The organism is Acinetobacter equi, from assembly GCF_001307195.1.
Lineage (GTDB): Bacteria > Pseudomonadota > Gammaproteobacteria > Pseudomonadales > Moraxellaceae > Acinetobacter > Acinetobacter equi.
In genome coordinates this window covers 293,507-318,207 of record NZ_CP012808.1, presented here as the reverse complement: position 1 = coordinate 318,207, position 24,701 = coordinate 293,507, and the positions used below count along the sequence as shown (strand labels likewise).

The 24,701-nt window shown below is 35.3% G+C and carries 29 protein-coding genes; 25 read left to right on the top strand and 4 right to left on the bottom strand.

Features of this window, described 5'->3' with window-relative positions:
• The first annotated feature begins 21 nt into the window (after positions 1-21).
• From AOY20_RS01475 to der, 3 genes are all read left to right on the top strand, one after another.
• Positions 22-726 carry a YfgM family protein gene (locus AOY20_RS01475; RefSeq protein ID WP_054580229.1) on the top strand — a complete coding sequence of 235 codons (705 nt, stop codon included), beginning with the start codon at positions 22-24 and terminating at the stop codon, positions 724-726.
• On the top strand, positions 723-1,871 hold the full coding sequence (gene bamB / locus AOY20_RS01470; protein WP_054580228.1) for an outer membrane protein assembly factor BamB: 1,149 nt from the start codon (positions 723-725) through the stop codon (positions 1,869-1,871). Before AOY20_RS01475 ends, bamB begins: the two co-directional genes overlap by 4 nt.
• Positions 1,872-2,039: 168 nt before the next feature.
• Positions 2,040-3,449, top strand: coding sequence for a ribosome biogenesis GTPase Der (gene der / locus AOY20_RS01465; protein ID WP_054580227.1), 1,410 nt, complete (start codon positions 2,040-2,042; stop codon positions 3,447-3,449).
• A gap of 65 nt (positions 3,450-3,514) precedes the next feature.
• Here der and AOY20_RS01460 read toward each other — a convergent pair whose 3' ends face one another.
• The gene (locus AOY20_RS01460; protein ID WP_054580226.1) at positions 3,515-3,916 is read right to left on the bottom strand and encodes a hypothetical protein; all 402 of its coding nucleotides are present in this window, start codon (positions 3,914-3,916) and stop codon (positions 3,515-3,517) included.
• A gap of 365 nt (positions 3,917-4,281) precedes the next feature.
• Here AOY20_RS01460 and mazG point away from each other — a divergent pair, with 365 nt between their 5' ends.
• From mazG to yjgA, 9 genes are all read left to right on the top strand, one after another.
• Complete coding sequence (mazG, locus tag AOY20_RS01455; protein ID WP_054580225.1) at positions 4,282-5,055, top strand: nucleoside triphosphate pyrophosphohydrolase; 774 nt, start codon at positions 4,282-4,284, stop codon at positions 5,053-5,055.
• 61 nt (positions 5,056-5,116) lie between these two features.
• The gene (locus tag AOY20_RS01450) at positions 5,117-5,458 is read left to right on the top strand and encodes a ComEA family DNA-binding protein (protein ID WP_227510356.1); all 342 of its coding nucleotides are present in this window, start codon (positions 5,117-5,119) and stop codon (positions 5,456-5,458) included.
• A 133-nt stretch (positions 5,459-5,591) separates the two neighbouring features.
• Positions 5,592-7,052, top strand: coding sequence for a polynucleotide adenylyltransferase PcnB (gene pcnB, locus AOY20_RS01445; RefSeq protein WP_054580224.1), 1,461 nt, complete (start codon positions 5,592-5,594; stop codon positions 7,050-7,052).
• Positions 7,049-7,540, top strand: coding sequence for a 2-amino-4-hydroxy-6-hydroxymethyldihydropteridine diphosphokinase (folK, locus tag AOY20_RS01440; RefSeq protein WP_054580223.1), 492 nt, complete (start codon positions 7,049-7,051; stop codon positions 7,538-7,540). Before pcnB ends, folK begins: the two co-directional genes overlap by 4 nt.
• Before the next feature lie 41 nt (positions 7,541-7,581).
• On the top strand, positions 7,582-8,391 hold the full coding sequence (gene panB, locus AOY20_RS01435) for a 3-methyl-2-oxobutanoate hydroxymethyltransferase (RefSeq protein WP_054580222.1): 810 nt from the start codon (positions 7,582-7,584) through the stop codon (positions 8,389-8,391).
• A 4-nt stretch (positions 8,392-8,395) separates the two neighbouring features.
• Positions 8,396-9,241, top strand: a complete 846-nt coding sequence (panC, locus tag AOY20_RS01430; RefSeq protein ID WP_054580221.1) for a pantoate--beta-alanine ligase — start codon at positions 8,396-8,398, stop codon at positions 9,239-9,241.
• A 22-nt stretch (positions 9,242-9,263) separates the two neighbouring features.
• Positions 9,264-10,115 carry an RNase adapter RapZ gene (gene rapZ / locus AOY20_RS01425; protein ID WP_054580220.1) on the top strand — a complete coding sequence of 284 codons (852 nt, stop codon included), beginning with the start codon at positions 9,264-9,266 and terminating at the stop codon, positions 10,113-10,115.
• Positions 10,112-10,381 carry an HPr family phosphocarrier protein gene (locus AOY20_RS01420; RefSeq protein WP_054580219.1) on the top strand — a complete coding sequence of 90 codons (270 nt, stop codon included), beginning with the start codon at positions 10,112-10,114 and terminating at the stop codon, positions 10,379-10,381. The genes rapZ and AOY20_RS01420 overlap by 4 nt, the downstream gene beginning before the upstream one ends.
• Positions 10,382-10,383: 2 nt before the next feature.
• Positions 10,384-10,917, top strand: coding sequence for a ribosome biogenesis factor YjgA (gene yjgA / locus AOY20_RS01415; RefSeq protein ID WP_054580218.1), 534 nt, complete (start codon positions 10,384-10,386; stop codon positions 10,915-10,917).
• Positions 10,918-10,986: 69 nt separating this feature from the next.
• On the opposite strand, the gene AOY20_RS01410 is transcribed toward yjgA, so the two are convergent.
• The gene (locus AOY20_RS01410) at positions 10,987-12,630 is read right to left on the bottom strand and encodes an acyl-CoA synthetase (RefSeq protein ID WP_054580217.1); all 1,644 of its coding nucleotides are present in this window, start codon (positions 12,628-12,630) and stop codon (positions 10,987-10,989) included.
• 337 nt (positions 12,631-12,967) lie between these two features.
• On the opposite strand from AOY20_RS01410, the gene AOY20_RS15015 reads away from it, so the two are divergent.
• The 10 genes from AOY20_RS15015 (at position 12,968) to AOY20_RS01360 (ending at position 21,130) form a co-directional block, all read left to right on the top strand.
• A complete protein-coding gene (locus AOY20_RS15015; RefSeq protein ID WP_054580216.1) occupies positions 12,968-13,297 on the top strand; it encodes a glycosyltransferase family protein in 330 nt (109 codons plus the stop codon).
• Positions 13,298-13,299: 2 nt separating this feature from the next.
• Entirely contained in the window at positions 13,300-14,439 is a 1,140-nt protein-coding gene (locus tag AOY20_RS01400) for a glycosyltransferase family 39 protein (protein ID WP_081403330.1), read from the top strand.
• A 12-nt stretch (positions 14,440-14,451) separates the two neighbouring features.
• On the top strand, positions 14,452-15,444 hold the full coding sequence (locus AOY20_RS01395; RefSeq protein ID WP_227510355.1) for a glycosyltransferase family 2 protein: 993 nt from the start codon (positions 14,452-14,454) through the stop codon (positions 15,442-15,444).
• Entirely contained in the window at positions 15,420-15,836 is a 417-nt protein-coding gene (locus tag AOY20_RS01390) for a GtrA family protein (RefSeq protein WP_054580214.1), read from the top strand. The genes AOY20_RS01395 and AOY20_RS01390 overlap by 25 nt, the downstream gene beginning before the upstream one ends.
• A 5-nt stretch (positions 15,837-15,841) precedes the next feature.
• Entirely contained in the window at positions 15,842-16,612 is a 771-nt protein-coding gene (locus AOY20_RS01385) for a ChbG/HpnK family deacetylase (RefSeq protein WP_054580213.1), read from the top strand.
• A gap of 239 nt (positions 16,613-16,851) precedes the next feature.
• A complete protein-coding gene (gene thrS / locus AOY20_RS01380) occupies positions 16,852-18,774 on the top strand; it encodes a threonine--tRNA ligase (RefSeq protein WP_054580212.1) in 1,923 nt (640 codons plus the stop codon).
• A gap of 5 nt (positions 18,775-18,779) precedes the next feature.
• The gene (infC, locus tag AOY20_RS01375; RefSeq protein ID WP_081403329.1) at positions 18,780-19,331 is read left to right on the top strand and encodes a translation initiation factor IF-3; all 552 of its coding nucleotides are present in this window, start codon (positions 18,780-18,782) and stop codon (positions 19,329-19,331) included.
• Between the two features lie 401 nt (positions 19,332-19,732).
• Complete coding sequence (locus AOY20_RS01370; protein ID WP_054580211.1) at positions 19,733-20,350, top strand: glutathione S-transferase family protein; 618 nt, start codon at positions 19,733-19,735, stop codon at positions 20,348-20,350.
• A 60-nt stretch (positions 20,351-20,410) separates the two neighbouring features.
• Entirely contained in the window at positions 20,411-20,695 is a 285-nt protein-coding gene (locus AOY20_RS01365; protein WP_054580210.1) for a hypothetical protein, read from the top strand.
• A 9-nt stretch (positions 20,696-20,704) separates the two neighbouring features.
• On the top strand, positions 20,705-21,130 hold the full coding sequence (locus tag AOY20_RS01360) for a YqaA family protein (protein WP_054580209.1): 426 nt from the start codon (positions 20,705-20,707) through the stop codon (positions 21,128-21,130).
• Positions 21,131-21,304: 174 nt separating this feature from the next.
• Here the strand turns inward: AOY20_RS01360 and AOY20_RS01355 are convergent, their stop codons facing one another.
• Positions 21,305-22,042 carry a TonB family protein gene (locus AOY20_RS01355; protein ID WP_054580208.1) on the bottom strand — a complete coding sequence of 246 codons (738 nt, stop codon included), beginning with the start codon at positions 22,040-22,042 and terminating at the stop codon, positions 21,305-21,307.
• Positions 22,043-22,146: 104 nt separating this feature from the next.
• A complete protein-coding gene (locus AOY20_RS01350; RefSeq protein WP_054580207.1) occupies positions 22,147-23,400 on the bottom strand; it encodes an MFS transporter in 1,254 nt (417 codons plus the stop codon).
• A gap of 224 nt (positions 23,401-23,624) precedes the next feature.
• Here AOY20_RS01350 and rpmI point away from each other — a divergent pair, with 224 nt between their 5' ends.
• The 3 genes from rpmI to AOY20_RS01335 all read left to right on the top strand — a co-directional run bounded on the left by rpmI (position 23,625) and on the right by AOY20_RS01335 (position 24,654).
• The gene (gene rpmI / locus AOY20_RS01345; protein ID WP_004278281.1) at positions 23,625-23,819 is read left to right on the top strand and encodes a 50S ribosomal protein L35; all 195 of its coding nucleotides are present in this window, start codon (positions 23,625-23,627) and stop codon (positions 23,817-23,819) included.
• An 11-nt stretch (positions 23,820-23,830) separates the two neighbouring features.
• Positions 23,831-24,190: a 50S ribosomal protein L20 gene (gene rplT, locus AOY20_RS01340; protein WP_054580206.1), complete on the top strand. Its 360-nt coding sequence runs from the start codon at positions 23,831-23,833 to the stop codon at positions 24,188-24,190.
• A gap of 263 nt (positions 24,191-24,453) precedes the next feature.
• Positions 24,454-24,654, top strand: coding sequence for a hypothetical protein (locus tag AOY20_RS01335; RefSeq protein ID WP_054580205.1), 201 nt, complete (start codon positions 24,454-24,456; stop codon positions 24,652-24,654).
• Positions 24,655-24,701 lie beyond the last annotated feature (47 nt).

The window sequence follows — 24,701 nt, the reverse complement described above, 5'->3', positions numbered from 1 at the left end:
AATAAGGAAAAGGGTAATCAAATGAGCGCATTGAGTGAAGAAGAGCAACTTGAAGGTTTAAAATCTTTTACTAAAAAATATGGTTCTGCCATAGTAAGTGGGATTTTAATTGCGTTGATTGCCTTTTTCGGTTGGAAATGGTGGGACAATAAAGCTCTAGCTGAATCACAAACAAATACAGCTAGAGTGCAGCAAATCATGGATGAAGTGAATGCTGCAGAAGGTAGTGATCAGGCGTATCAACAATTAATTGCAACTGCTGATAAAATTGTTAAAGAAGCACCAGATTCAGCTCAAGCAATTCAAACACAAATGCTTTTAGCAAAACTTGCTTATGATAAAGAAGATTATGCAGGTGCAGAAAAAGCATTGAAAAAAGTAGAAGACTCAAAAGTTGATGATGCTGGTCTTGTTCAAATTGTAAAATTACGTTTGGGGTATGCTCAATTAGCACAAAAAAAATATGATGATGCTTTAAAATCATTGTCTAGTGTGACTGAGCCTGCATTTAAGGCGGTGGCTGAAGAAGCAAAAGGTGATGTTTATTTTGCTAAAAATGATCATGAAAATGCTAAAAAAGCATATTTAAATGCATGGAATGATCTAGTTAAAAATAAACAAGAGCGTCCAATTTTACAAATTAAACTACAAAGTTTAGGTGTTTTGGTTGATGATCCAGAGATCGAACGTCCTGTATTAAATACTCAGATGGATGAGAATGAATGAATAGAAAATTTAAAATACCTTTCGCACTCACAATTTTAACCTTAGCTTTAGTAGGTTGTTCAAGTAATAAAGTTAAAGTCGAAAAAGTAAAACCAAATCCAGTTCCGAAAATTACAGAAATTACTGGAATTGCACCTGTATTTAGTCAAAGCGTGTCTTCATCTTCTGAAAAAGACCCTTTACGTTTACAGTTAGATGCAAATAATGGCACGGTATTTGTTGCAGATCCTAAAGGAAAAGTGATTGCTTATCAGGGCAAACAACGTCTTTGGGAGAAAAAAGTTTCTAAATTAGGCTTAAGTGCTGGTGTAGAAGCTGCCAATAATTTGGTTATTGTTGGAAATACCAAAGGTGAACTATTTGCTTTAGACCAGTCAACTGGTGAGCAAATGTGGACAGCCCAATTACCGGGTGCAATTTTATCTCCATCGCTCGTGATTAATAACCTTGTTATTACAGTAAGTAATGACGGTACTGTAACAGCGAATAGTGTTGCAGATGGTCAACAAGTATGGGCATATGCATTACCGCAAGTTCAATTTAGTTTACGTGGTAATGCATCACCTGTAGCAATTGATGATCGGGCAATTGTTGTTGCGTCATCAAATGCATATGTTTATGTAATAGATTCTTTAACAGGTACGCCTCTTATGCAACGTCGTGTTGCATTAAGTGATGGTCGTTCAGAAATTCAACGTTTGAATGATATTGATGGCGATCCGGTTGTTGTTGGTCAATTCTTGGTAACAACAAGTTATCAAGGACAAGTGACAGTACTTAATCTTGCCGATCAACAAGTTGTTTGGAGTGAAAACTCAAGTAGTACTAAGCGCCCTGAAGTTGTTGGTAATGGCGTGTTTGTTGCATCTACTGATGGTAAGTTAACAGCATACGAAATTACATCTGGTCAAAAGTTGTGGGAAAATGATCAATTGTTAAATCGTAAGTTGAGTAATCCTGTAATGTTGGGGACAAATTTAATAGTAGGTGATTTAGATGGTTACTTACATATTGTTGATCCAAGTTCAGGTATGTTGGTTGGGCGTTCAAAAACAAGTGGTGAAGTACGTTCATTACGTGTGATTGATAATCAACTTTACGTTGCAACTCAAAAGGGTGCTGTTAGCGTTTGGCAGAATCGTTAACTTTTCTGCGGCTTATGTTAAACTAAGCCATCCGTATTCTAAAACGCGGGGGAATTGACTATTCAATACCCCGTGTTTTTATTTAAGTCTCTGACAAATCTAATTTCTTCCATTTGTTTCTGATGTTCAGACCAGACCAACTGGCTGATCTTGAATAAAGGTTAATCTATGAAACCCGTAATTGCGCTCATTGGTCGTCCGAACGTCGGAAAATCGACGCTGTTTAACCAGATTACCAAAAGCCGTGATGCTCTCGTTGCAGATTTTGCAGGTCTTACACGTGACCGTAAATATGGCGATGCTGTGTATCAAAATAAATCCTTCATCGTAGTCGATACAGGGGGTATCGGTGAGTCTGAAGGTGGTATTGATTCATATATGGCTGAGCAGTCTAAAACAGCCATCAATGAAGCAGATATTATTGTATTTGTAGTAGATGCTCGTGCAGGATTACTTGCATCTGATGAACAAATTGCACGTGAATTACGTACATTAGGTAAAAAAGTATTTTTAGTTGCCAATAAAGTCGATGGTGTTCATGCAGAAGCTGCACTTGTTGAATTCTTTAAGCTAGGAATGGGTGAGCCGCTTCAAGTTGCTGCAAGCCATGGTCGTGGCGTTCAGCAAATGCTTGAAGATGTATTGGCTGATGTACCTGAAGATGAAAATCCTGAGGAACACGACAAAAATACAGGACTACGTCTTGCTATTATTGGTCGTCCAAATGTGGGTAAATCAACATTAGTAAACCGGTTGCTTGGTGAAGATCGTGTTGTTGCATTTGACCAACCAGGTACAACACGTGACTCAATTTATATTCCTTTTGAGCGTGATGGTCGTCAATATACATTGATTGATACAGCAGGTGTTCGTCGTAAAGGTAAAGTAGATGAAATGATTGAGAAATTCTCAATTGTAAAAACTTTACAAGCGATGAAAGATGCACATGTTGTTGTAATTGTAGTTGATGCGCGTGATGGTATTGTTGAGCAAGATTTGCATTTGATAGGCTATGCTTTAGAAGCTGGTCGTGCCATGGTGATTGCGATTAATAAATGGGACAATATGTCCGAATATGATCGTAAACAATGTAAACTCGATGTTGACCGTCGTTTTGACTTTATTCCATGGGCAAAAATTCATTTAATTTCTGCTTTGCATGGTACAGGGGTGGGTGATTTATATCCATCAATCCATCGTGCATACGATTCTTCACATCTAAAAGTTTCACCTGCTAAAATCACACAAATTTTAAATGATGCTACTGATGCACATCAACCGCCAATGGTACAAGGTCGTCGTATTAAAATGCGTTATGCGCATATGGGTGGGCAAAATCCACCAACGATCGTTATTCATGGTAATAAGGTTGATAAAACACCAGCTGATTATCGTCGCTACTTAGAAAACGTATTTCGTAAAGTTTATAAGTTAGAAGGTACACCTGTAAAAATTGAATTTAAAACTTCAGAAAATCCATTTGAAGGTCGTAAATCTCAAATTGATGAAAGAACAGCTGCTCGTCGTCGTCGCTATGTTCAAAAATTTAAGAAAGCAGAGAAGAAATTTAAGCGTTAATTTCTAATTTAAATAAAAAGCCCAAAGTTATCTTTGGGCTTTTTTACTTGTATTTTTATTAGAACTTAAACTTTACATTTTTTAGTTTTTTGGAAAACTGCAATGTTATCAAAGTTAGCTTGAGCATTTTCTTTAATTTTTTGTTGTATAGCTGGGTTACTTGCATCTGTACCATCATCTTCACCTAAACCTGCAGCAACTGAGCTTGCAGTTGCCATAGTTTCAGATTTTCCTGCAAATGCACCTAATGCTGCGCTTGCAAATTTACCTAATGTTTTTGTTGGTGCATTTGCATTGATGTTTGCTAGATTACGTTCTGAGCTTTCAAGAGCGCGTTTAGCATCTGCTTTTTCTACAGAAAGAGTTGCGCAGTCCATTGCTTTTAATTCAGAAGATTTTAATTTGTCGTAAGCAAAAGTAGATGAAGTAATTAGAAGAGCTGTTATACAAACGATTGATTTTTTCATGATATATATCGCAAATATTATTAAAAAAAATTAAGAAATGGCTCAAAAATTTGAGTCGGCTAATGTTAGATTTTTGTAATATAAATGTCAAATAATTTATACTTTTATTTAATTTTGTGACATATTTATTTGTTTTTTACTTTTCTGTTTGGCAAGTATAATATTTTTTTTAGTAATAAGAAATTCTTATTGTAATTAAATAAATTAAATAAAATTATCTATAGTCTTTTTTGATGAATTAATAAAAATAAGCGAATGGAATGATAAGTCATCTTGATTAATAATAAGTGATAGAGAAAGTGTATTACTATTACACGTTTTGTCGTTTGAATAATCATCTGATGGATGTAGTTAAGAGAGTTACTATGGATCAACTTTTACAGATCATGCGTAAATTGCGTCAAGAATGCCCATGGGATCAAGCACAAACCCCACAGACTTTGACGCGTTATGCTATTGAAGAGGCTTACGAAGTTGAAGCTGCTGTTCAGTCTGGAAATATCCATGAAGTGAAAGAAGAACTTGGTGATTTATTATTGCAAGTTGTATTCCAATCACAGATGTATAGTGAACAAGATACATTTGATTTTAATGATGTTGTTGAAGTTATTACTCAAAAACTCATCAGACGACATCCTCATGTATTTGAAAAAGAAAGCTTTCCTCAACTTAACAAAGATGATGTGGCTACTTTGTGGCAGCAAATTAAGCAAAAAGAGAAAAAAAATAAAGCTCATCGAAGATTGAGTGATATCAAACATGGCCCTGCGCTTAAGCAAGCTCATGAAATTCAGGAAAAAGCTGCAGATTTTGGGTTTGATTTTCCAGATATGCAAAGTGCATATGCTAAGTTGGATGAAGAAATACAAGAGTTAAAAGAAGCTGTAATAAAACAAGAAAATGATGAAATTTGTGATGAATTTGGTGATTGTTTGTTTTCATTGATTAATATTGGGCGTAAACTAGGTGTATCTAGTGAAATGGCATTATTACAAACCATTCATAAGTTTAGAGCACGATTTGCCTATATAGAAGATCAAGCATTTTTACAAAATAAAAATATTGAAAATATGTCATTAGAAGAAATGGATCAGCTATGGGATAAGGCAAAGCGGGAGTTAAAACAACAAAAAGAGTAAATATAGGGTCACAATGAAAAAAGTAATATCGTATAATTTTTTTTTGGTTATGATGATATTTTTGAGCTTTAATCAGCAGGTTTTAGCTCAATCCTATGATCAAAAATATCTAGAATGGAAGTTAAAACAAGAAACACATGATCGTACCTTCAAGGGAAAAGAAAGTACTGTAAATGATACATTAGGAACATCGGGACAATATGCGACGACAAATAAAATAAAACTGAATTCAGCAACAGTAAATGAATTACAACAGCTAACCGGTATTGGTTTAAAAAAAGCTGAAGCAATTATTGAATATCGAAATAAAAATGGAAAATTTAAATCTATTGAAGATATTCAGCAAGTAAAAGGGATCGGTCTATCTTTATTTGAAAAGAATAAGCTAAAACTTGCACTTTAGTTACGAAATAAAAATATATTTTAATGCGGTTTCAATAGGCAATTGAGAGATTAAAATTGCCCTTTGATTGTGTTAGCGATATGATTAGCGCCATCTTATATTTTTTACGTTCAGACGTAGGAGACAACGTCTTTTGCAAACTTTGCGCGCGTCAAAATGTGGCTTATCCACTGCACAATTGCCTGCTTATATTCTAGATGTTATTGATGCTTTAACTAAAGCGGGTTACGAAGCGTATATCGTGGGTGGCGGTGTACGAGATTTGATGTTGGGTCAAAATCCAAAAGATTTTGATGCCGTCACTAATGCAACACCAGCACAGGTTAAAGAAGTATTTGGACGACGTTGTCGAATTATTGGACGACGTTTCGAGCTTGCTCATGTCTATTCCGGACGAGAGTTAGTAGAAGTTGCGACGTTTCGTGCACCACCTAAAAAAGAAGTCACTTCATCAGCAGGAATGATTCTTAGAGACAATAATTGGGGTACGATAGAGCAAGACTTTGTTAGACGTGATTTCTCAATTAATACGTTGTATTACCAACCACGTAAAGGAATTGTGCTCGATTTTTGTAATGCTGTTGATGATGTTTATTCAAAAACATTACGTTTATTAGGTGATCCACAGACACGTTTTGAGGAAGATCCTGTTCGTATGTTGAGAGCGTTACGCTTTTCTGCAAAATTAAATTTTAATATCGATCAGCGTATTCTTGATATATTTACACCTGAATTAACAACATTATTAAGAGATGTCTCTCCACATCGTTTATATGATGAATCTCAAAAACTATTTACATGCGGTCATTTAAATCGCGTGCTACCTATGCTCAATGAGTTTAATATTTGGAAGCAGTTATTTGCTGAGGTACCTCCGAATATCACATCATTTATTGAGCGAGCTGCAAGGAATACAGATCAACGCATTTCTATTGGTAAAACAATTAATCCTGCATTTTTCTATGCGGTTTTATTGTGGGAAACCTTTTTAGAGCGTTGTGAGTATTATTTATCTAGAGGTATTGTGCCTGCCGAAGCAAGAGCGCAAGCTGGTTTAGATGTTTTAAAGAAACAAGGAACAAGGACAATTATTCCTCGTTTTGCTGAAACATTTATTCGAGAAGTTTGGGAAATGCAAACACGTTTGTTGAACCCAAAGCCACAGCAGATACAAGCCCTTTCAGCTCATGCTCGTTTTAGGGCCGGTTTTGACTTTTTATTATTACGTGAAAAGTCTGGCGATGCTGGTACACAAGGAATGGGAGCGTGGTGGGATGCTTATCAAGTCATGTCGAATGATGAGAGAGAGCGTGCGATTAGCCAATATAATCGACAAAGAGCTCGCTCACGTCGTAAAGCTTCTCAAGATGAACCAAATTTAAAACAGACACATCAACAAGTTGAAATTGAACCTTTAGTGAATGAGCCTGAACATAAAAGCCGTCGCGTTAGAAAGGCGAAATATGAAGCTGAAGAGCGTGCTGTGATTGCATCAGTAAATAATCCTGATGGTATTGGTGCAGATCATCCAATTTTAAAGCGTAAGCGTGTAAAACGTGATTTAAGCCAAGTTACTTTTGGACCAACACAATGAGCGTAAAAACATACATTGGATTGGGAAGTAATTTAGGAGATTCACGACAAATCTTAGTTGATGCTATACAAAAGTTAAGTGAATTGGGTGTGGTTTCAGTGTCTAAGTTATATCAAAGCCCACCTATGGGGCCGCAAGATCAACCACATTATTTAAATGCTGTTGCATGCTTAGAAACAAATTTAGAGCCATTAGATTTATTAGATGAATTACAAAAAATTGAAAATGAATCGGGTCGTGTTCGTTTGCGCCGTTGGGGTGAGCGGACCTTAGATTTAGATTTATTGATTTATGGTAATGAATCAATAAAAAATGAACGCTTGACAGTACCGCATGTTGGAATTTTAGAACGAGATTTTGTTGTTATTCCATTACTCGATTTAGATGCAGATTTGCAGCTTAATGGGCAAATATTGAAACATTCTCCTTTACTTCAGAATCCGACTTTAACAATGTTGGAAGATCAAAATTGGGCGAATATTAATTGATTTAAAAAGCATGTTCTATGCATTTTTAGAGGAACATCTTCATGATAAGTTTAAGCAACTTAAGACAATTTAAAGCAGATGGACGTAAATTTTCTTGTTTAACTTGTTATGATGCAAGTATGGCAAAAGCAATGGAAATCGCAGAAATTGACAGCATTTTGATTGGCGATTCTTTAGGAATGTCAATTCAAGGTCGAGATTCTACATTGCCAGTTACAGTTGCAGATATGGCTTATCATACTGCTGCTGTACGTCGTGGTAATCAGCATGCATTTATCATGACTGACCTGCCTTTTATGAGCTATGCCACATTAAATGATGCTTTAGTCAATTCGAAGACTGTTATGCAAGCTGGTGCACAAATGGTCAAAATGGAAGGTGGTGCGTGGTTAAGTGAAACTGTAGAAGTGCTTACACGTAATGGAATTCCAGTTTGTGTCCATTTAGGGCTTACACCTCAGTCAGTTCATGTCTTGGGTGGCTATAAATTACAAGCACGTACACGTGAAGCTGCTGACAAGTTGATCGCAGATTGTAAAGCTGTTGTTGATGCGGGCGCAGCTATTCTTTTATTAGAATGTGTTCCAGCTCAGTTGGGTAAAGAGATTACTGAATTATTTCCACAGACTCCAGTGATTGGTATTGGGGCTGGTAATGATACGGATGGACAAGTTTTAGTTGTACAAGACATGTTAGGTTTAACCTTTGGTCGAGTTGCTAAATTTGTTCGTAACTTCATGAAAGAACAAGCAGGTGAAACCGCAATTTTGGATGCTTTTAAGGCATATCATCAAGCAGTTCAAGATGGTTCATTCCCTGCTAAAGAACAAACTTTCCAAGTCGAGCTGTAAGACCATGAAATTAGAAACGACGATCCAAGGACTTTGTGCATCTTTAAAATCCGCACGTGCGGAGCAGAAAATCATTGGTTTTGTCCCGACAATGGGTAATCTTCATCAAGGTCATCTAAACTTAGTGCGAGAAGCTCGTAAAAAGTGCGATGTTGTGGTGGTCAGTATTTTTGTAAATCCAATTCAATTTGGACCAAATGAAGATTACGATAGCTATCCACGTACGTTGGAGCAAGATAGTCAATTATTAGAAACGGTCGGATGTGACTATATTTTTGCACCATCTGTTGAGCAAATGTATGGAAATAAACCACGGTTAACAAATATTAGTGTAAGTAATATTACAGCCGATTTGTGTGGTTTACAGCGTCCAGGGCATTTTGATGGTGTGGCTGTTGTTGTAACTAAATTATTTAATATTGTTCGTCCAGATTATGCTTTTTTTGGTGAAAAAGATTATCAACAATTAGCAGTTATTCGCCAATTTGTTCGTGATTTAAATATGCCAATAGATGTTGTTGGTGTACCAATTGCACGTGCAGAAGATGGTTTGGCATTAAGTTCTCGTAATGGATACTTAAGTGAAGAGAATCGTCAAATTGCACCAATGATATACAAGACTTTAAAAAATGCTGAGCAGGAACTTTTACAAGCCAAGCCTTTGGATGAGGTTTTAGAAAGTATTAAAGTAGCATTGACAGGCGCTGGCTTTATTGTGGACTATGTGGAAGCACGTTCACTAGAATTACAAAAAGTTGAGACATTTAATCAAGATGTTGTACTTTTTGTGGCAGCGAAAATTGGTGCGACACGTCTTATTGATAATTTGCAAGTAAAATACATCAGCTAAATTGCTAAGGGGTGGCACTGCTATGAAACGCATTTTAATTGTTACAGGTCAATCTGGTTCTGGAAAGTCATCAGCTTTAGAGATACTTGAAGATTTAGGTTATTACTGTATTGATAATTTGCCTGTAGCTTTGCTCCCTGAAATTGTTTTAAAGCTTGATAAGGAAAATAATTTAGAACTTTTAGCATTAGGTGTTGATGTTCGTAGTACGAACGAAGATTTACAAGAATTTGACCATGTTTTTGAACTGTTACGGCAATATGGTCAAGTTGATGTAATTTATTTAACAACAAAAGATCAGGAATTAATTGCACGCTTTAGTGCGGCAAGACGCCCTCATCCTTTGGCGAATCGTTTTAAAAGTTTAAATGAGTGTATTCAAGAAGAAAAAAATTTATTATTACCTGTACATATCAGAGCGACTATTACAATTGATACGACAGATTTTAGCGTACACGATTTAAAGCATACATTGTGGAACCGTTTAGGTCAGGCAGATCAACTCATTGTTATTTTGCAATCATTCGGTTATAAACATGGTATTCCTTTGGATGCTGATTATGTTTTTGATGTACGCCATTTACCAAATCCCCATTGGGATATAGAATTACGTAAATATTCAGGTTTAGATGGGCCTGTACAAAAATTCTTGGGAAGTAATCAACAAACAAATGAAATGTTCCAAGATATTTATAATTTTTTAGAGAAATGGTTGCCTGCTTTTGAAGAGGGTCATCGACATTACATTACAATTTCGATTGGGTGTACAGGTGGGCAGCATCGTTCAGTTTTTATCGTGGATAGATTGCAAAAGGCTTTGCAAAAAAATTGGTCTATTCAGGTCTTACATAGAGAAATGAAGCACTGGTCATGATTGACACAACTGTTGACGTAATTAATAAACTAGGTTTACATGCACGTGCATCTGGAAAACTTATTGAAGTGACAACTAAATTTCGCTCTTCCATTCGTATTGGAAAAGGTGAAAAATTAGTGGATGCAAAAAATATTATGTCTTTGCTTATGCTTGGTGCTGGCAAAGGTACAACTTTACGCTTAGTGATTGAAGGTGTAGATGAAGAAAAAGCTTTGTCTGAAATTCAAGCATTATTCGTAGCAAAATTTTACGAGGCAGATTAATCGTGGCACGTCAACCGCACCGTTTTACTGAAGATGACTTTAATGCTTTAGAAGGGCGTGCAAGTAAAACCGAACAAAAGAAAGCTGTGCAACGCATGGCTGCTTTAGGTGAGCAACTCGCAGAGCTAAGTCCAAAACAGATTCAAAATCTTCCTGTTGAAGAGCGCTTAATTGATGCATTATTGGATGCGCAGACGATTACTTCACATGAAGCTCGTCGTCGTCAATTTCAGCGTGTAGGTAAGTTATTACGTAATGAAGATGAGAGTGTTATTTTATCTTATTTAACACCACAACAAGGTGCTAAAAAAACAGCACAATTACAGCGTTGGGTAGAACGTATTATTAAAGATGGTGATCCAGTAATTAACGAGTTTGTAAAAACTTATAATGCTGCTGAACGCCATACAATACGTCAACATGTCTTACGTATTCATCGTGATATGAGTAAACAAGTTGGTGAAACTGAATTGGCAGAGTCTAAGTTGAAATTATTTAACTATGTACAACAAGTAGCATTAATTTCAGATAATTAATGTGAGTTTTAGTAATGTGAGAGCGACTCAAATTGAGTCGCTTTTTATTATATGATTTAAAATATAATGCTATATTTTAAACTCTCCAACAGATCTTTCTTTAGCCCATTCTCTTAAAATAAATTTTTGTAATTTACCTGTTGATGTCTTTGGTATTTCAGTGATGACAATGTCTTTAGGTACTTTGAAGCGTGCTAAATGTTGTTGACAGAAAGTCATAATCTCATCTGAACTAACAGTTATACCTTCTTTTAATTCAATAAATGCACAAGGAACTTCTTGCCAACGAGGATCTGGTTTGGCAACAACAGCTGCTGTCATGACGGCAGGATGCTTGTAGAGAATTTCTTCAACTTCAATAGATGATATATTTTCACCACCAGAAATAATCACATCTTTTGACCGATCTGTAATTTTTGCATAACCATCAGCTTGGCAGACAGCTAAGTCGCCTGTGTGGAACCACCCTCCAGCAAAAGTCTCTGCTGTTGCTTCTGGATTTTTTAGATAACCTTTCATGACAATATTGCCACGGAACATAATTTCACCCATGGTATGACCATCATGTGGAACTGGAAGCATGGTTTTAGGGTCAATGACTTTCATTCCATCTTGTAGTGGATAAGGAACACCTTGGCGAGAATGAAGTTGTGCTTGTTCTTGAATAGAAAGATCAGACCAGCCTGCTTGTGATGCACAAAGTGCAGATGGACCATAAGTTTCAGTTAATCCATAGACATGTGTTACATTAATTCCAATATTGCGCATTCCCTCAATAATAGCAGCAGGAGGAGCAGCACCTGCGACCATGACTTCTACACGATGTTGAATTGGAATTTTTTTATCTTCAGGTGTATTGATTAGCATAGATAGAACAATTGGCGCACCACAGAAATAGTCAACTTTATGTTGATGAATGAGTTTAAATATAAGTTCAGGATCAACTTTTCTTAAGCAGATATTTGTGCCGCCATTTGCAGCCATTGTCCAAGCAAAGCACCAACCGTTGCAGTGAAAGAGAGGGAGTGTCCAAAGGTATGTGGCACGAGGCGTCATACCACAAGCAATGATATTACTCGCAGCATTTAAATAAGCACCACGATGATGATAAACCACGCCTTTAGGATTCCCTGTTGTACCTGATGTATAGCTTAAACTAATTGCATCCCATTCATCTTTCGGTAAATGCCATTCAAAATTTTCATTACCTTGAGCCAGCCACAGTTCATATTCAATTTGACCAATATGATTTTGTGTAGATGTTTCATATTGATCATCAGCAACATCAATAATAAATATATTTTGCGAAACGAGAGCAAGTGCTTCTTTTGCTAATAAGGAAAACTCTGGATCAACGAGTAAAACTTTTGTTTCTGCATGTTCTAGCATAAATGCTAAAGTTTTAGCATCTAAACGTGTATTTAGTGTATTTAGGACAGCACCAGCCATGGGAACAGCAAAGTGGGCTTCAATCATTGCTGGAATGTTTGGTAGTAATACAGATACGGTATCGTTGCGTTGGATACCAAGTTGTTGGAGTTGATGAGCGAATTGACGGCAACGTTTATAGGTTTCTTGCCATGAAATATGGCGATGACCATGAATAATAGCATCTTGGTGGGGGTAGATATGAGCTGCACGTTCGAGATAACGTAATGGCGATAAAGCGACAAAATTTGCTGGATTTCTTGGTAATTCATCATATGCATTCATTTTATTGTTCCCCATCCTTGTCATTTTTGTTCCAGTATGCTCTTGAAGATATGAGGTTTTAGAAAAAAAATCCTTTATGCTTTAGTCGGATATTTGTTCAATGGGTGTGATGGATGAAATGAAATATTTATAATGGATACTAGTTTTTTCTCATTATAAGAAAATGTAGGTCAGTATTTTATATGGTTTTCTTGGTCTTATCCTAAAAAATAACAATCTAAGATATTATAAAATTTAATTGTATTTGATATGTACGGTGGACTTTTTTCGATATAGTTGTTTTTTTTTATTCATGGTTTTCGTATAATTTTGCAAAAAGTGTAGTAGTGATTTATTTATGATAGAAAAATTAAATATTGATAAGAAAACTATACTTTTTCTTGGAGGATATTTTATTTTATGGATGATCCTTCCTAGTATATTATCCTCTAGTTATCCTTTAGATGTCCCGGAAGGTATATATTGGGGAAATGAATGGCAACTTGGTTATTATAAACATCCACCATTTTCTTCTTGGGTTTTATATGGTTTTTATTCCATTTTTGGATATATTGCACCTTATATATTAAGTCAAATTTGTATATTTATAACAATTTTATTTGTCTATTTGCTTGGTAAAAATTTTTTTCTAAAGAAAAGGCATTTTATTCAGCTGTATTTGTTTTAGCTATATTTTATTATACATGGCCATCTTTAGAGTTTAATCATAATGTTGCTCAAATGCCTGTTTGGGCTGCACTGATATATTATTTTTATTTAGCAACAAAATATAATAAATGGAAAGACTGGATTATATTTGGAGTGCTGTCTGGAATAGGAATGCTGACGAAGTACTCTGTAGCATTTTTAATATTTACGATTGTTTTATTTTCCTTTATTACATCATATCGATTAATGTGGCTAACAGTGAAGCCATGGGTTTCTATTTTTATAGCATTAATAATATTTAGTCCACATGTTTGGTGGTTATATCAACATGATTGGTTAACATTTACGTATATTCAAGCACGTTCTAATGAGGTAGATAATAGTTATAACCCATTTGTTGCCTTTAAATATTTATTGGCACAATTCACAAACTTTTTACCTTTAATTATTATTTTATTATGTAATAAAAGTTTATCTATTCATAAATTAAATATTAATCAGAATGATAAGTTTTTCATATTATTTATCGGACTATTTCCTGGGGTAATGTTATTTATTATCAGTCTTTTAACTGGTGTGAATATTAAAGATATGTGGGCTTCTCCAATGTGGAGTTTGGTTGCATTAATCTTTATCGCAATGATTCCAGATCAAGTCTTTCAGCAACGTAAAAGAGGGTTACTGAAGGGCTTAATGATTTGGTTAGGTGTCATCACCATTGTTATGGCGAGTTATGTTCAATTTGGTGGACAACTACGAAATAAACCATCGCGAATGGACTGGCCTCAACAAGAAATCAGTTTGAATGTGCAAAAACAATGGGATGCATTAAGTGATTGTCAGATGGATAACCTTACAGGAGACAATTGGCTTGCTATACTTGCAGCAACCAAAATGCAAAATCTTCCATCTGTGATGATGTCTACATCAGAAGCATATTCACCATGGATGAGTTTAGCGCGTTTAGAGCAGAAGGGTACATTTGTGCTTTGGGAGAAAGGGAAAAAGCCATTTATTCCCTATTTAACAGAGATACAAAGTAATAAAGACATGCAGATTCAGCAAGGTGAGTGGACAATTTATTGGGATAAAGTTCCTCATAAAGAGCCATTGATTATTCAATGGCAGATGTTTGTCCCTAAACAATGTGTTAAATCATGAAGATAGATCAAGATGACGAAGACATTAGATGAAATGAATATTGAGATAGATGAAGTAATACAGTTGTCTATTATTTTGCCTGCATACAATGATGCAAAAAATGTAGATGTAATTTTACCGAAACTTTATTCATTCCTTGAATCTAGAGCAGATTGTTCTGAAGTAATTTTGGTCGATGATGGCAGTAAAGATAATTTATATGATGTCTTTGCTAAGCAAAGTCAACTTACGCCTAAAAATGTAACTTTGAACTTGGTTCAACTTTCCAGAAATTTTGGCAAAGAGGCTGCCTTAAGTGCAGGTCTTGAAGAGGCAAGTGGGCAATTAGTTGCAATGATGGATTCTGATGGACAGCATCCAATTTCTGTTCTTGATGAAATGTTAAATGTAATTGAGCATTCGCCTGTTGATATGGTGGCAGCTGTCCAAGAAACACGTGCTTATGAAAGTATTTTTTTAAAATTATATAAAAATATCTTTTATCGTTTCATGCAAGATTCACAGCGCTATCAGTTAGAGCCTCATGCAGGTGATTTTCGTGTAATGAAGCGAAAAGTTGTGGATGCATTACTGAATTTACCAGAACGCCAAAGGTTTATGAAAGGCTTATATTCATGGGTTGGATTTAAAGCATTATATGTTCCATTTCAAGCAGAACAGCGTATAGAAGGTAAGAGTTCTTTTAATTTTAGTCATTTGTTTGAGCTAGCGTTAATTGCAATTACTTCTTTTTCTGTAAAGCCTTTGCGTTGGATTTCCCGTATGGGTTTTTTAGTCTCAATCATGGCTATTTTGTACGGATTATTTATTATTGCCGACACAATATTTTTTGGACGTGACTTGGAAGGATGGCCAACTTTAGCTGTTGGAATTATGTTTTCCGCAGGATTACAGCTTATTTGTTTAGGTGTAATTGGGGAGTATATTGGTCGAATTTATGATGAAGTGAAGCAAAGACCGCTTTACATTGTGGATAAGAAATGGGACAGCAAAAAACAGGATTAAAGCCAATTCATCAACAAGGTTTATTTTTTTTACTTGTTGGTGGTTTTAATGCCTTAGTACATTTTTTATCACTTCTCTTTTTTGTGCAAATAATGAGTGTTAAGCCTATATTTGCCAATGTTTTTGCATTTTTTATTGCTTTTATAGTGGGTTTTACTGGTCACTTAAAAATTACTTTTCGTACTTTAGAAAATAAAGAGCATTGGCGAAAAAGTTGTGCAAAATGGTTGATTAGTTCAGTAATCGGATTTCTTTTAAATCAGATATTTTTTATGTTCGGAATTCACTTATGGGGAGCAAAATATTATGTTCTCATTTGGATTGTCGCAACAGGATTGGTTACAGTTTTTACGTTTGTGTTGGCACGTTTTTGGGCATTTAGGGGCAGTTGAAGGTAATGAAAAATATCATTATTAATGTAGATGATTTAGGACTTTCGCCAGCTATTAATGCAGCAGTTATCGAACTTGCGAAACAAAAACGTATCCAAGCGACTAGTTTTATGAGTTTAGGTGATATTCATCCAGATGAAGTGAATATACTTAGACAACTGAATATTGATATTGGATTGCATTTTGATTTAACTGGGCTTGCTCACCAAGGTAATTTGAAGCAAGTATTATTTAAAGCTTATTTAGGTCGGTTTTCTAAAAAAGAATTAAAAAATTTAATTGAACATCAATTAGATCAATTTGAGCAAAAAATTGGTGCAATTCCAGATTTTATTGATGGCCATCAGCATGTACATCAATTTCCCCAAGTTCGTCAGATTTTATTAGATTGTATTGAACAGCGTTATCAGCAAAAGATTCCGCTACGTAATACATCAACATTTCAAAAAGAATTAAAAGCAAAAATTATTTTTGCACTAGGTGGATGGTCATTACAACAAAAACTACAACAGTCAGAATGGCCACATAATGCTTCATTTGGTGGTATTTATAGTTTTGATGCAGATGTGGCTGAATTAAAAAAACTTTGGAAAACATGGTTGGCACAAGCACCAAATAATAGTGTGATTATGTGCCATCCCTCACAAGATGGACTGAGTTTGGATGATGAAATTTATGCTGCACGGCATGTGGAATATCAGTGGTTATTAAGTGATGATTTTAAACAATTATGGGATCAAAACAATTGTCAGGCACAACATTGGAGAAATTTATAAAAGTCTGAAAAAACAGATAATTTTAAATTTTTAGAAAAAAAGAATCATAGATTTAGCCCGCTTGGTTGTATAAATCTTTTTAAATGAAAGATAAATGGTTTATTAAAATGGCGATGGCGTGTAAAATTCTAAGTGATTCTATATTTATCCACCGTTTTTATCTTTTGAGGTTTTCCTCGATCATAATCTCGCGGTGATATGCTCCATGGTACGGGGCATCACTCCTTAAGGATTTTAATATGCCAATTATTACGTTGCCAAATGGTGATCAAAAGCAATTTGATCAAGCTGTATCAGTAATGGAAGTTGCTGCTAGTATCGGTCCCGGTTTAGCGAAAAACACTGTTGCTGGTCGAGTAAATGGACAGCTAGTCGATGCTTGTGATTTGATTACTGAAGATGCGACTTTACAAATTATTACGCCAAAAGATGATGAAGGCTTAGAAATTATTCGTCATTCATGTGCGCATTTAGTCGGTCATGCTGTAAAACAGTTATTCCCTGAAGTGAAAATGGTAATCGGACCTGTCATTGAAGACGGTTTCTACTATGACGTATTCAGTCCAAAACCATTTACACCAGAAGATATGGCAGCGATTGAAGAGCGTATGAAAAAGCTCATCGATCAAGACTATGATGTTATTAAAAAAATGACACCACGTGCTGATGTAATTAAAGTTTTCACTGAGCGAGGTGAAGATTATAAATTACGTTTAATTGATGATATGCCAGAAGAGACCCAAATGGGCTTGTACTATCATCAAGAATATGTGGATATGTGTCGTGGTCCACACGTACCAAATACCAAATTCTTAAAGTCATTCAAACTTACAAAAATGTCAGGTGCTTACTGGCGTGGTGATGCGAAGAATGAACAATTACAACGTATTTACGGTACAGCTTGGGCTGATAAGAAACAATTAGCTGCTTATATTAAACGTATTGAAGAAGCTGAAAAACGCGATCACCGTAAAATTGGTAAAGCGCTTGATTTATTCCATATGCAAGAAGAAGCACCAGGTATGGTGTTCTGGCATCCAAATGGTTGGACAATTTATCAAGTTCTTGAACAATATATGCGTAAAGTTCAACAAGAGAATGGTTATTTAGAAATAAAAACACCACAAATTGTAGACTTTTCACTTTGGGAAAAATCTGGTCATGCAGCAAACTATGCTGAAAACATGTTTACGACACATTCTGAAAGCCGTAACTATGCTGTAAAACCAATGAACTGCCCATGTCACGTACAAGTATTTAATCAAGGCTTAAAATCTTACCGTGATTTACCAATTCGTTTAGCTGAATTTGGTTCTTGTCACCGTAATGAGCCATCAGGTTCTTTACACGGTATTATGCGTGTTCGTGGCTTCACACAAGATGATGCACATATTTTCTGTACAACTGAACAAATTGGCAAAGAAGTTGCTGATTTTATTAAGTTAACTCTAGATGTGTATAAAGATTTTGGCTTTGAAGAAGTTCAAATGAAGTTATCTACGCGTCCAGAAAAGCGTGTGGGTGCAGATGAACTTTGGGATGTCGCTGAAAAATCTTTAGCAGATGCTTTAGATCAAGCAGGTTTAGAATGGCAAGAACAGCCTGGTGAAGGTGCATTCTATGGTCCTAAAATTGAATTCTCTTTAAAAGATTGCTTAGGTCGTATCTGGCAATGTGGTACTATTCAGTGTGACTTCAATTTACCTGAACGTTTAGATGCATCGTATGTCACTGAAGATAACGATCGTGATCAGCCAGTAATGTTACATCGTGCAATTCTTGGCAGTTTTGAACGTTTTATTGGTATACTTATTGAACATTATGCTGGATTTATGCCACCATGGTTGGCACCAATTCAAGCATGTGTTATGAATATTACTGATTCACAAGCTGAAGCATGTGAATCAGTCGTTGCGAAACTAAAAGAAAACGGTATTCGTGCCATTTCTGACTTGAGAAATGAGAAAATCGGCTTTAAGATTCGTGAACGTACACTAGAGCGTATTCCTTACTTGTTGGTACTTGGGGACCGTGAGGTAGAGGAAGGTACTGTAAATGTACGAACTCGCTCAGGAAAAAATTTGGGTACTATGTCAATTGATGCGTTCGTTGATTTAGTGAAAACAGCCGTAGCCGAACGCGGCCGGTACATTGTGGAGTAACAGCGATTAAACAGCCTGACCGTAATCAACAGGGCGGTAACAAATCAAACCGTCCTGCCTTGAATGATGAAATTCGTGCGAAAGAAGTTCGTCTTGTAGACGAGAATGGTGAGCAAAAAGGGATTGTGAGCTTGGTAGATGCCTTGCGTGCAGCAGAAAGCGTTGAGCTAGATCTTGTAGAGATTGTAGCGAATGCTGAGCCACCTGTTTGTAAAATTATGGACTTCAATAAGCATTTGTTTGATCTTAAGCAAAAGCAAAAAGAAGCGAAGAAAAAGCAACATCAAGTGCAGGTGAAAGAAATCAAACTCCGTCCTGCAACGGATGTTGGTGACTATAACGTTAAATTGCGTGCCATCATCAAGTTTCTTGAAGACGGCAACAAGGTTAAAATTACACTTCGTTTCCGTGGTCGTGAAATGGCTCACCAACAATTGGGTCTTGCACAATTACAAAAAATTGAAGCTGACGTAGCTGAAGTAGGTATTGTTGAACAATCACCGAAAATGGAAGGTCGTCAAATGGGTATGTTACTTGGACCTAAAAAGAAAAAGTAAGATAACCTCACTTAAAAAAGCACTGCATTTGCAGTGCTTTTTTTATACGTAAATAGAGTATTCAAAATTAAAAAATAAGCCTAAACGTAAAATCATTTCTGATAATAGAAATAATGCATTTAGATATTGAAAATTTTTTTACTTAGAACATTCTAAATATCAGTAAAGTTGTAAAAATAAGAAGGATTTATCTATTATGTTAAAGATATATAGCTTGTAAGATGATGAATTTTTTTACGTAAAAGTAATATGTATTTTATTGGAAACATTTCGAGGATTTTTTTAACAAATGTAAAATTCCGTGAATAATCTTTTATTTCTATGGTCTTGTTGTTTAATATAAAATCAATTATGGTGGACAGATAAATACAAGTGAAATGATGTAGGAGTATAGAACAAGAATGATAGATTTATATTATTGGGGTACCCCAAATGGTCTTAAAATAACAATTGCATTAGAAGAAATGGAATTGGATTATCAGGTTTTTCCTATTAATATTCTTGAAAATGATCAGTTTCAACCTGATTTTTTAAGAATTTCTCCAAATAATAAAATTCCAGCAATTGTAGATCAGGATGGGCCGAATCATCAGTCTATTTCTATTTTCGAATCAGGTGCTATTTTACAGTATTTAGGTAGAAAGACCGAGTTATTCTATCCTAAAGATGAACAATCACGTGTCGAAGTGGAGCAGTGGCTCATGTGGCAAATGGGTGGATTTGGTCCAATGTTAGGACAGAATCATCATTTTAGTCGTTTTGCCCCTGAGCGAATTGCTTATGCAACTGACCGCTATGTAAATGAAACGAAAAGATTATATAAAGTTTTAGATCAACAATTAATTGGTCAGGATTATGTTGCTGGAGAATACTCTATTGCTGATATGGCAATTTTCCCTTGGGTTAAAAGATATGAATGGCAACAAATTAATTTAGAAGATTATCCAAATGTAAAAGCATACATGGAACGAATAGAAGAGCGACCTGCGGTACAAAAAGCATTAGCAATTCAGGTTTAAAAATAACTTTATGCTAAGATAAGCCACCACAAATTTGGTGGTTTTTTTTGAGTAGGTGCTATGAAAGATTTCTTTTTAAATTCGACCCGTATTATTGAATCGAATCCTAGAATCTATTGGAGCATTATTATTGGGATTGCAGTGTGTCTTATCTCGTTTATTGGTGAAGCGGTATATATTCAAAACTTAGCAGAAAGCTTAGCAACAAAAGACCAAACTATTTTAAAAGAAGCAATTTATCCAATTACACAAAAGTTTAAATGGTTTCGTATTGTTATTATTATTTTGACTGTATTTTGGGCAAACTTTGAATACTTAAAGACAAAAAAGAAATTAGGTTTATAACTCCATTTTATGGCACTTTTCTTATTGTTTGTTGCTGCTTTTGGGGCAGCAACATTACTGCCATTACAATCTGAAGCCATTTTGTTTGGTCTTTTATGGGATGGGAATTACACGCCTTTTATATTGATTGTTATTGCAAGTATTGGAAGTATATTGGGTTCTTGTGTGAATTGGTGGCTAGGTTTAAAAATAGAACATTATACAAATAAAAAATGGTTTCCTATCTCTGAAGATAAAATGTTAAAAGCACAGAAAATTTATCAAAAGTATGGTTTTTGGTCTTTGTTATTAAGTTGGGTTCCTATTATTGGTGATCCAATTACATTAATTGCTGGATTATTAAAAGAAAATTTTATGCGTTTTTTATTCATTGTGAGCCTTGCTAAAATAGGGCGATATATTTTTATTTATCTCGCATTTTTAGCGGCAAATTGATTTTGACTTGCTTGCATTTCATCTTTAAGCCAATTTAAAACAATAATTGGAAGTGTTTTATGTGCTTTGGGAGTAGGGTTGTTGGCTACTCAAATAAGATAAATATATATTTGATGCAGAATAAAAACATCAACAGTGAAAATATTTTTTCACTGTTGATGTGACGGATACTTATTATTGGCACTTATCCAATTTGAACTGAATGCTGTCTTTAAATTTTGATTTTTTATACATCCATAGCGTACTCGCCGTACGCTTAATTTCTAATGGTGTATGCATGACTGCTTGAACAAGGTTTTGATCTAAGTCATATGAACCAGAACCTTTTCGAATATCGACTTTATTTACATTTCCGTGTTTATCAACTTTGAGACTAAAGTTAATAGTACGATCATGTCCTTTTAAGTCATCTGTACTTATTTCAATGTGTGGTTGAATTTTATATTTGAAAGCAGTTTTTTTATCTGAATTTTGTTTTATCCAATTTTCAGACTGAAAAGTAAAATCACATGATTCTTGATCATTATGGCTGAGTCGTAAATTAAATGTTTGATAACCAATAACTGCGACAGGTATTTCATCTTGAATATAAGGCTTAACTTTTGCATTGCGTATAGCACTTAATAAAATGTTATCTAAATGGGTTAAGCCAGTACTTTCTTGTACAGATGTTTTAGTCACTGTGCCAGTTTCATCTGCTTCTACTCGAATAACAGCTGAACGATCACGTGACTTTAAATCTTCAATATTATATTTGGGTTGAGGAAATTGACTCCATGAGATGCGAGTTGTTAAATGTGGCACTAAAGCACTCGTCTCTAAAACAGGTAGTTGATGAATCTTTTTTGTTTCACTATGTGCGGCTGTAAACCCCATACTTAGCAAAATAGATAAACAAATGATTTTTTTCATAATAATTGGTCTTAATCGAGCGTTGTCGAAATAAAATTCAGGCTGCTTTAGTATTTATTGAATTATTCATGCTGGCAAGCCCAAATTTAATTTTCTAGAAAAAATTATTGATGATGTTCTTTAGTAATATCAACAGCAAACAAATCTTTCGTTTTTATCCAACTCAAGGTGACAACGATTAATGTCATACCACCACCAAAAAGGGTAGCAAAAATAGTGCCCATATATTTTGCAGCAACACCAGATTCAAATGCACCAAGTTCATTACTACTAGAAACAAACATTCCATTCACTGCTGCAACACGTCCACGCATATTTTCAGGAGGATAAATTTGTAAAATAGTCTGACGTATAACCACTGAAATGCTGTCACATGCACCTGTCATAGCAAGAGCAAGCAGTGAAAGCCATAAGTAATTTGAAAATGCAAAGATAATGGTAAAGACTCCAAAACCAGCTACAGCGAGTAACATATTTCTCCATGCATGTTGGGTGGGTGGAAACTTGGTTAGAGCAATCATTGTAATGAGGGCACCAATTGAAGGAGCAGCACGTAAATAACCTAAACCTTCAGGTCCAACTTTTAAGATATCTTCTGCAAAAATAGGAAGTAGGGCAATTACACCACCAAATAATACAGAGACTAAGTCTAAAGAAATTGCCCACAGTACAATTTTAGTGTCCCAAATAAATCTAAAACCATCACCTAAGCTTTGAATGACATTTGTTGTTTCAATTTTAGGAAAGCTTCGTTTTTGTAATAAATTAATTAAAATAAAACAAATCGCAAGTAAAATAGCGACAGCGAATAAACTGGTTTCTTTCCCTAAAAAAGCCAACATAAAACCGCCTAGCATAGGGCCAATAATGACGCCACTTTGCCAGCCAATCGTTGTCCATGTTGCACCATTGGCATACAGTTCACGCGGAATCAAAAAAGGTTTTAAGGATGTTGCTGATGGATTATAAAAGCCTCGGATGGTTCCTAAACCAAAGATAACAGCATAGATTCCCCAAGATAGTGAGGAAACATTAATATGATGTTGTCCATAAGCATGAAATAACCACCATAAAATAAGTGGCATGGGGAGGGCGAAAAATAAGCAAATCTTCATAATAGTTTGTTTATTAAAACGATCTGCGAAGTATCCACCCCATAAAGATAACGTAATAAAAGGAATAGCTTCAGCTAGTCCAATAAAACCTAAGGTGAGAGGATCTTTAGTAATTTGATAAAGAGAGTAAGCCACAATAATTTCTTGAATTAAAATTGCTAAAGTTAAGCAAAATTGATTGATTGTAATAATTGAAAAGTCTCTATATCTAAGTGCTGCAAAAGCGTCCTGTGCTGATTTCATTTTATGATGTTTTTGAAAAGATAAAGAATTATAAGACGAAATATAAATATGAAGTGATCATTTGATCGACTTTTATTATCAAAAAAACTCATATGTTTGCAAAGAATAAATGAGAAGAACTGCTTTCGTTTTGTACAGAGATGCTTTAGAATACTCGCTCCCTTACCTGCAGGTCGTTTTGCAATGGTGCGAACGTTCCGAACAGGTGTTCAAAAGAGGTTGTTATGCCTAAGATGAAAACTCGCCGTGGTGCAGCTAAACGCTTTAAAGCGACTGCTAACGGTTTTAAGCGTAAACAAGCGTTCAAACGCCACATTTTGACCAAAAAATCTGCTAAGCGTATTCGTCAATTACGCGGCTGTGTAATGGTTCACGTAAGTGACGTTGCTTCAGTTCGCCGTATGTGCCCGTACATCTAAGGAGATTATAAATGGCTCGTGTAAAACGTGGTGTACAGGCTCATCGCCGTCACAAAAAAATTCTTGCTCGCGCTAAAGGTTACTATGGTGCTCGTTCACGCGTTTACCGCGTAGCGTTCCAAGCGGTAATCAAAGCTGGTCAATACGCTTACCGTGACCGTCGTCAAAAGAAACGTCAATTCCGCGCTTTGTGGATTGCACGTATCAATGCTGGTGCTCGTTTAAATGGTTTATCGTACAGCCGTATGATCGCTGGCTTGAAAAAAGCTCAAGTGATTATCGACCGTCGTGTACTTGCAGACATCGCTATGCATGACGCAGTTGCATTTGCTGCTTTAGCTGAAAAAGCTAAAGGCGCATTGGCTGCATAATCATCTTTGATGATTTGAAAAGACCGCTTTTTAGCGGTCTTTTTTTATGTCCTAAAATATGTTTGGAAACATTTTTGTGAGGCTTTTCTTTCGTGTTTGGGATATCGTATTTTATTGGAAATTTAAACTATTTAATCGTGTTATTTATTTGATTTAAATGTAATATCATTTTATGTTCTAAACATAATTACATATATGTACATGAAAAGAAAATGAAGAACGATTAAAGTCAAATGGTAGTTAAATAAAATAGGAAAAATCAAATGCTTGTAGAGATTAATGGTTTGAGTCAGGGTTCAATAGAAGTTAATTTACAGATTATTCCTCGTGTTGGTGAAACAGTTAAAGTACTTTATGGACCAGATGCAGAAATTATGGGTTCGGTTGTATCTGTTAATCATTATATTAATCAACATGATGGCGAGCAGAAAATCAGTTTAAACATAAAAGAAATATACGAATAAATCTTTGAGTGTTAGCTTTATATACAAGGATGTATATAGGGCTAAGA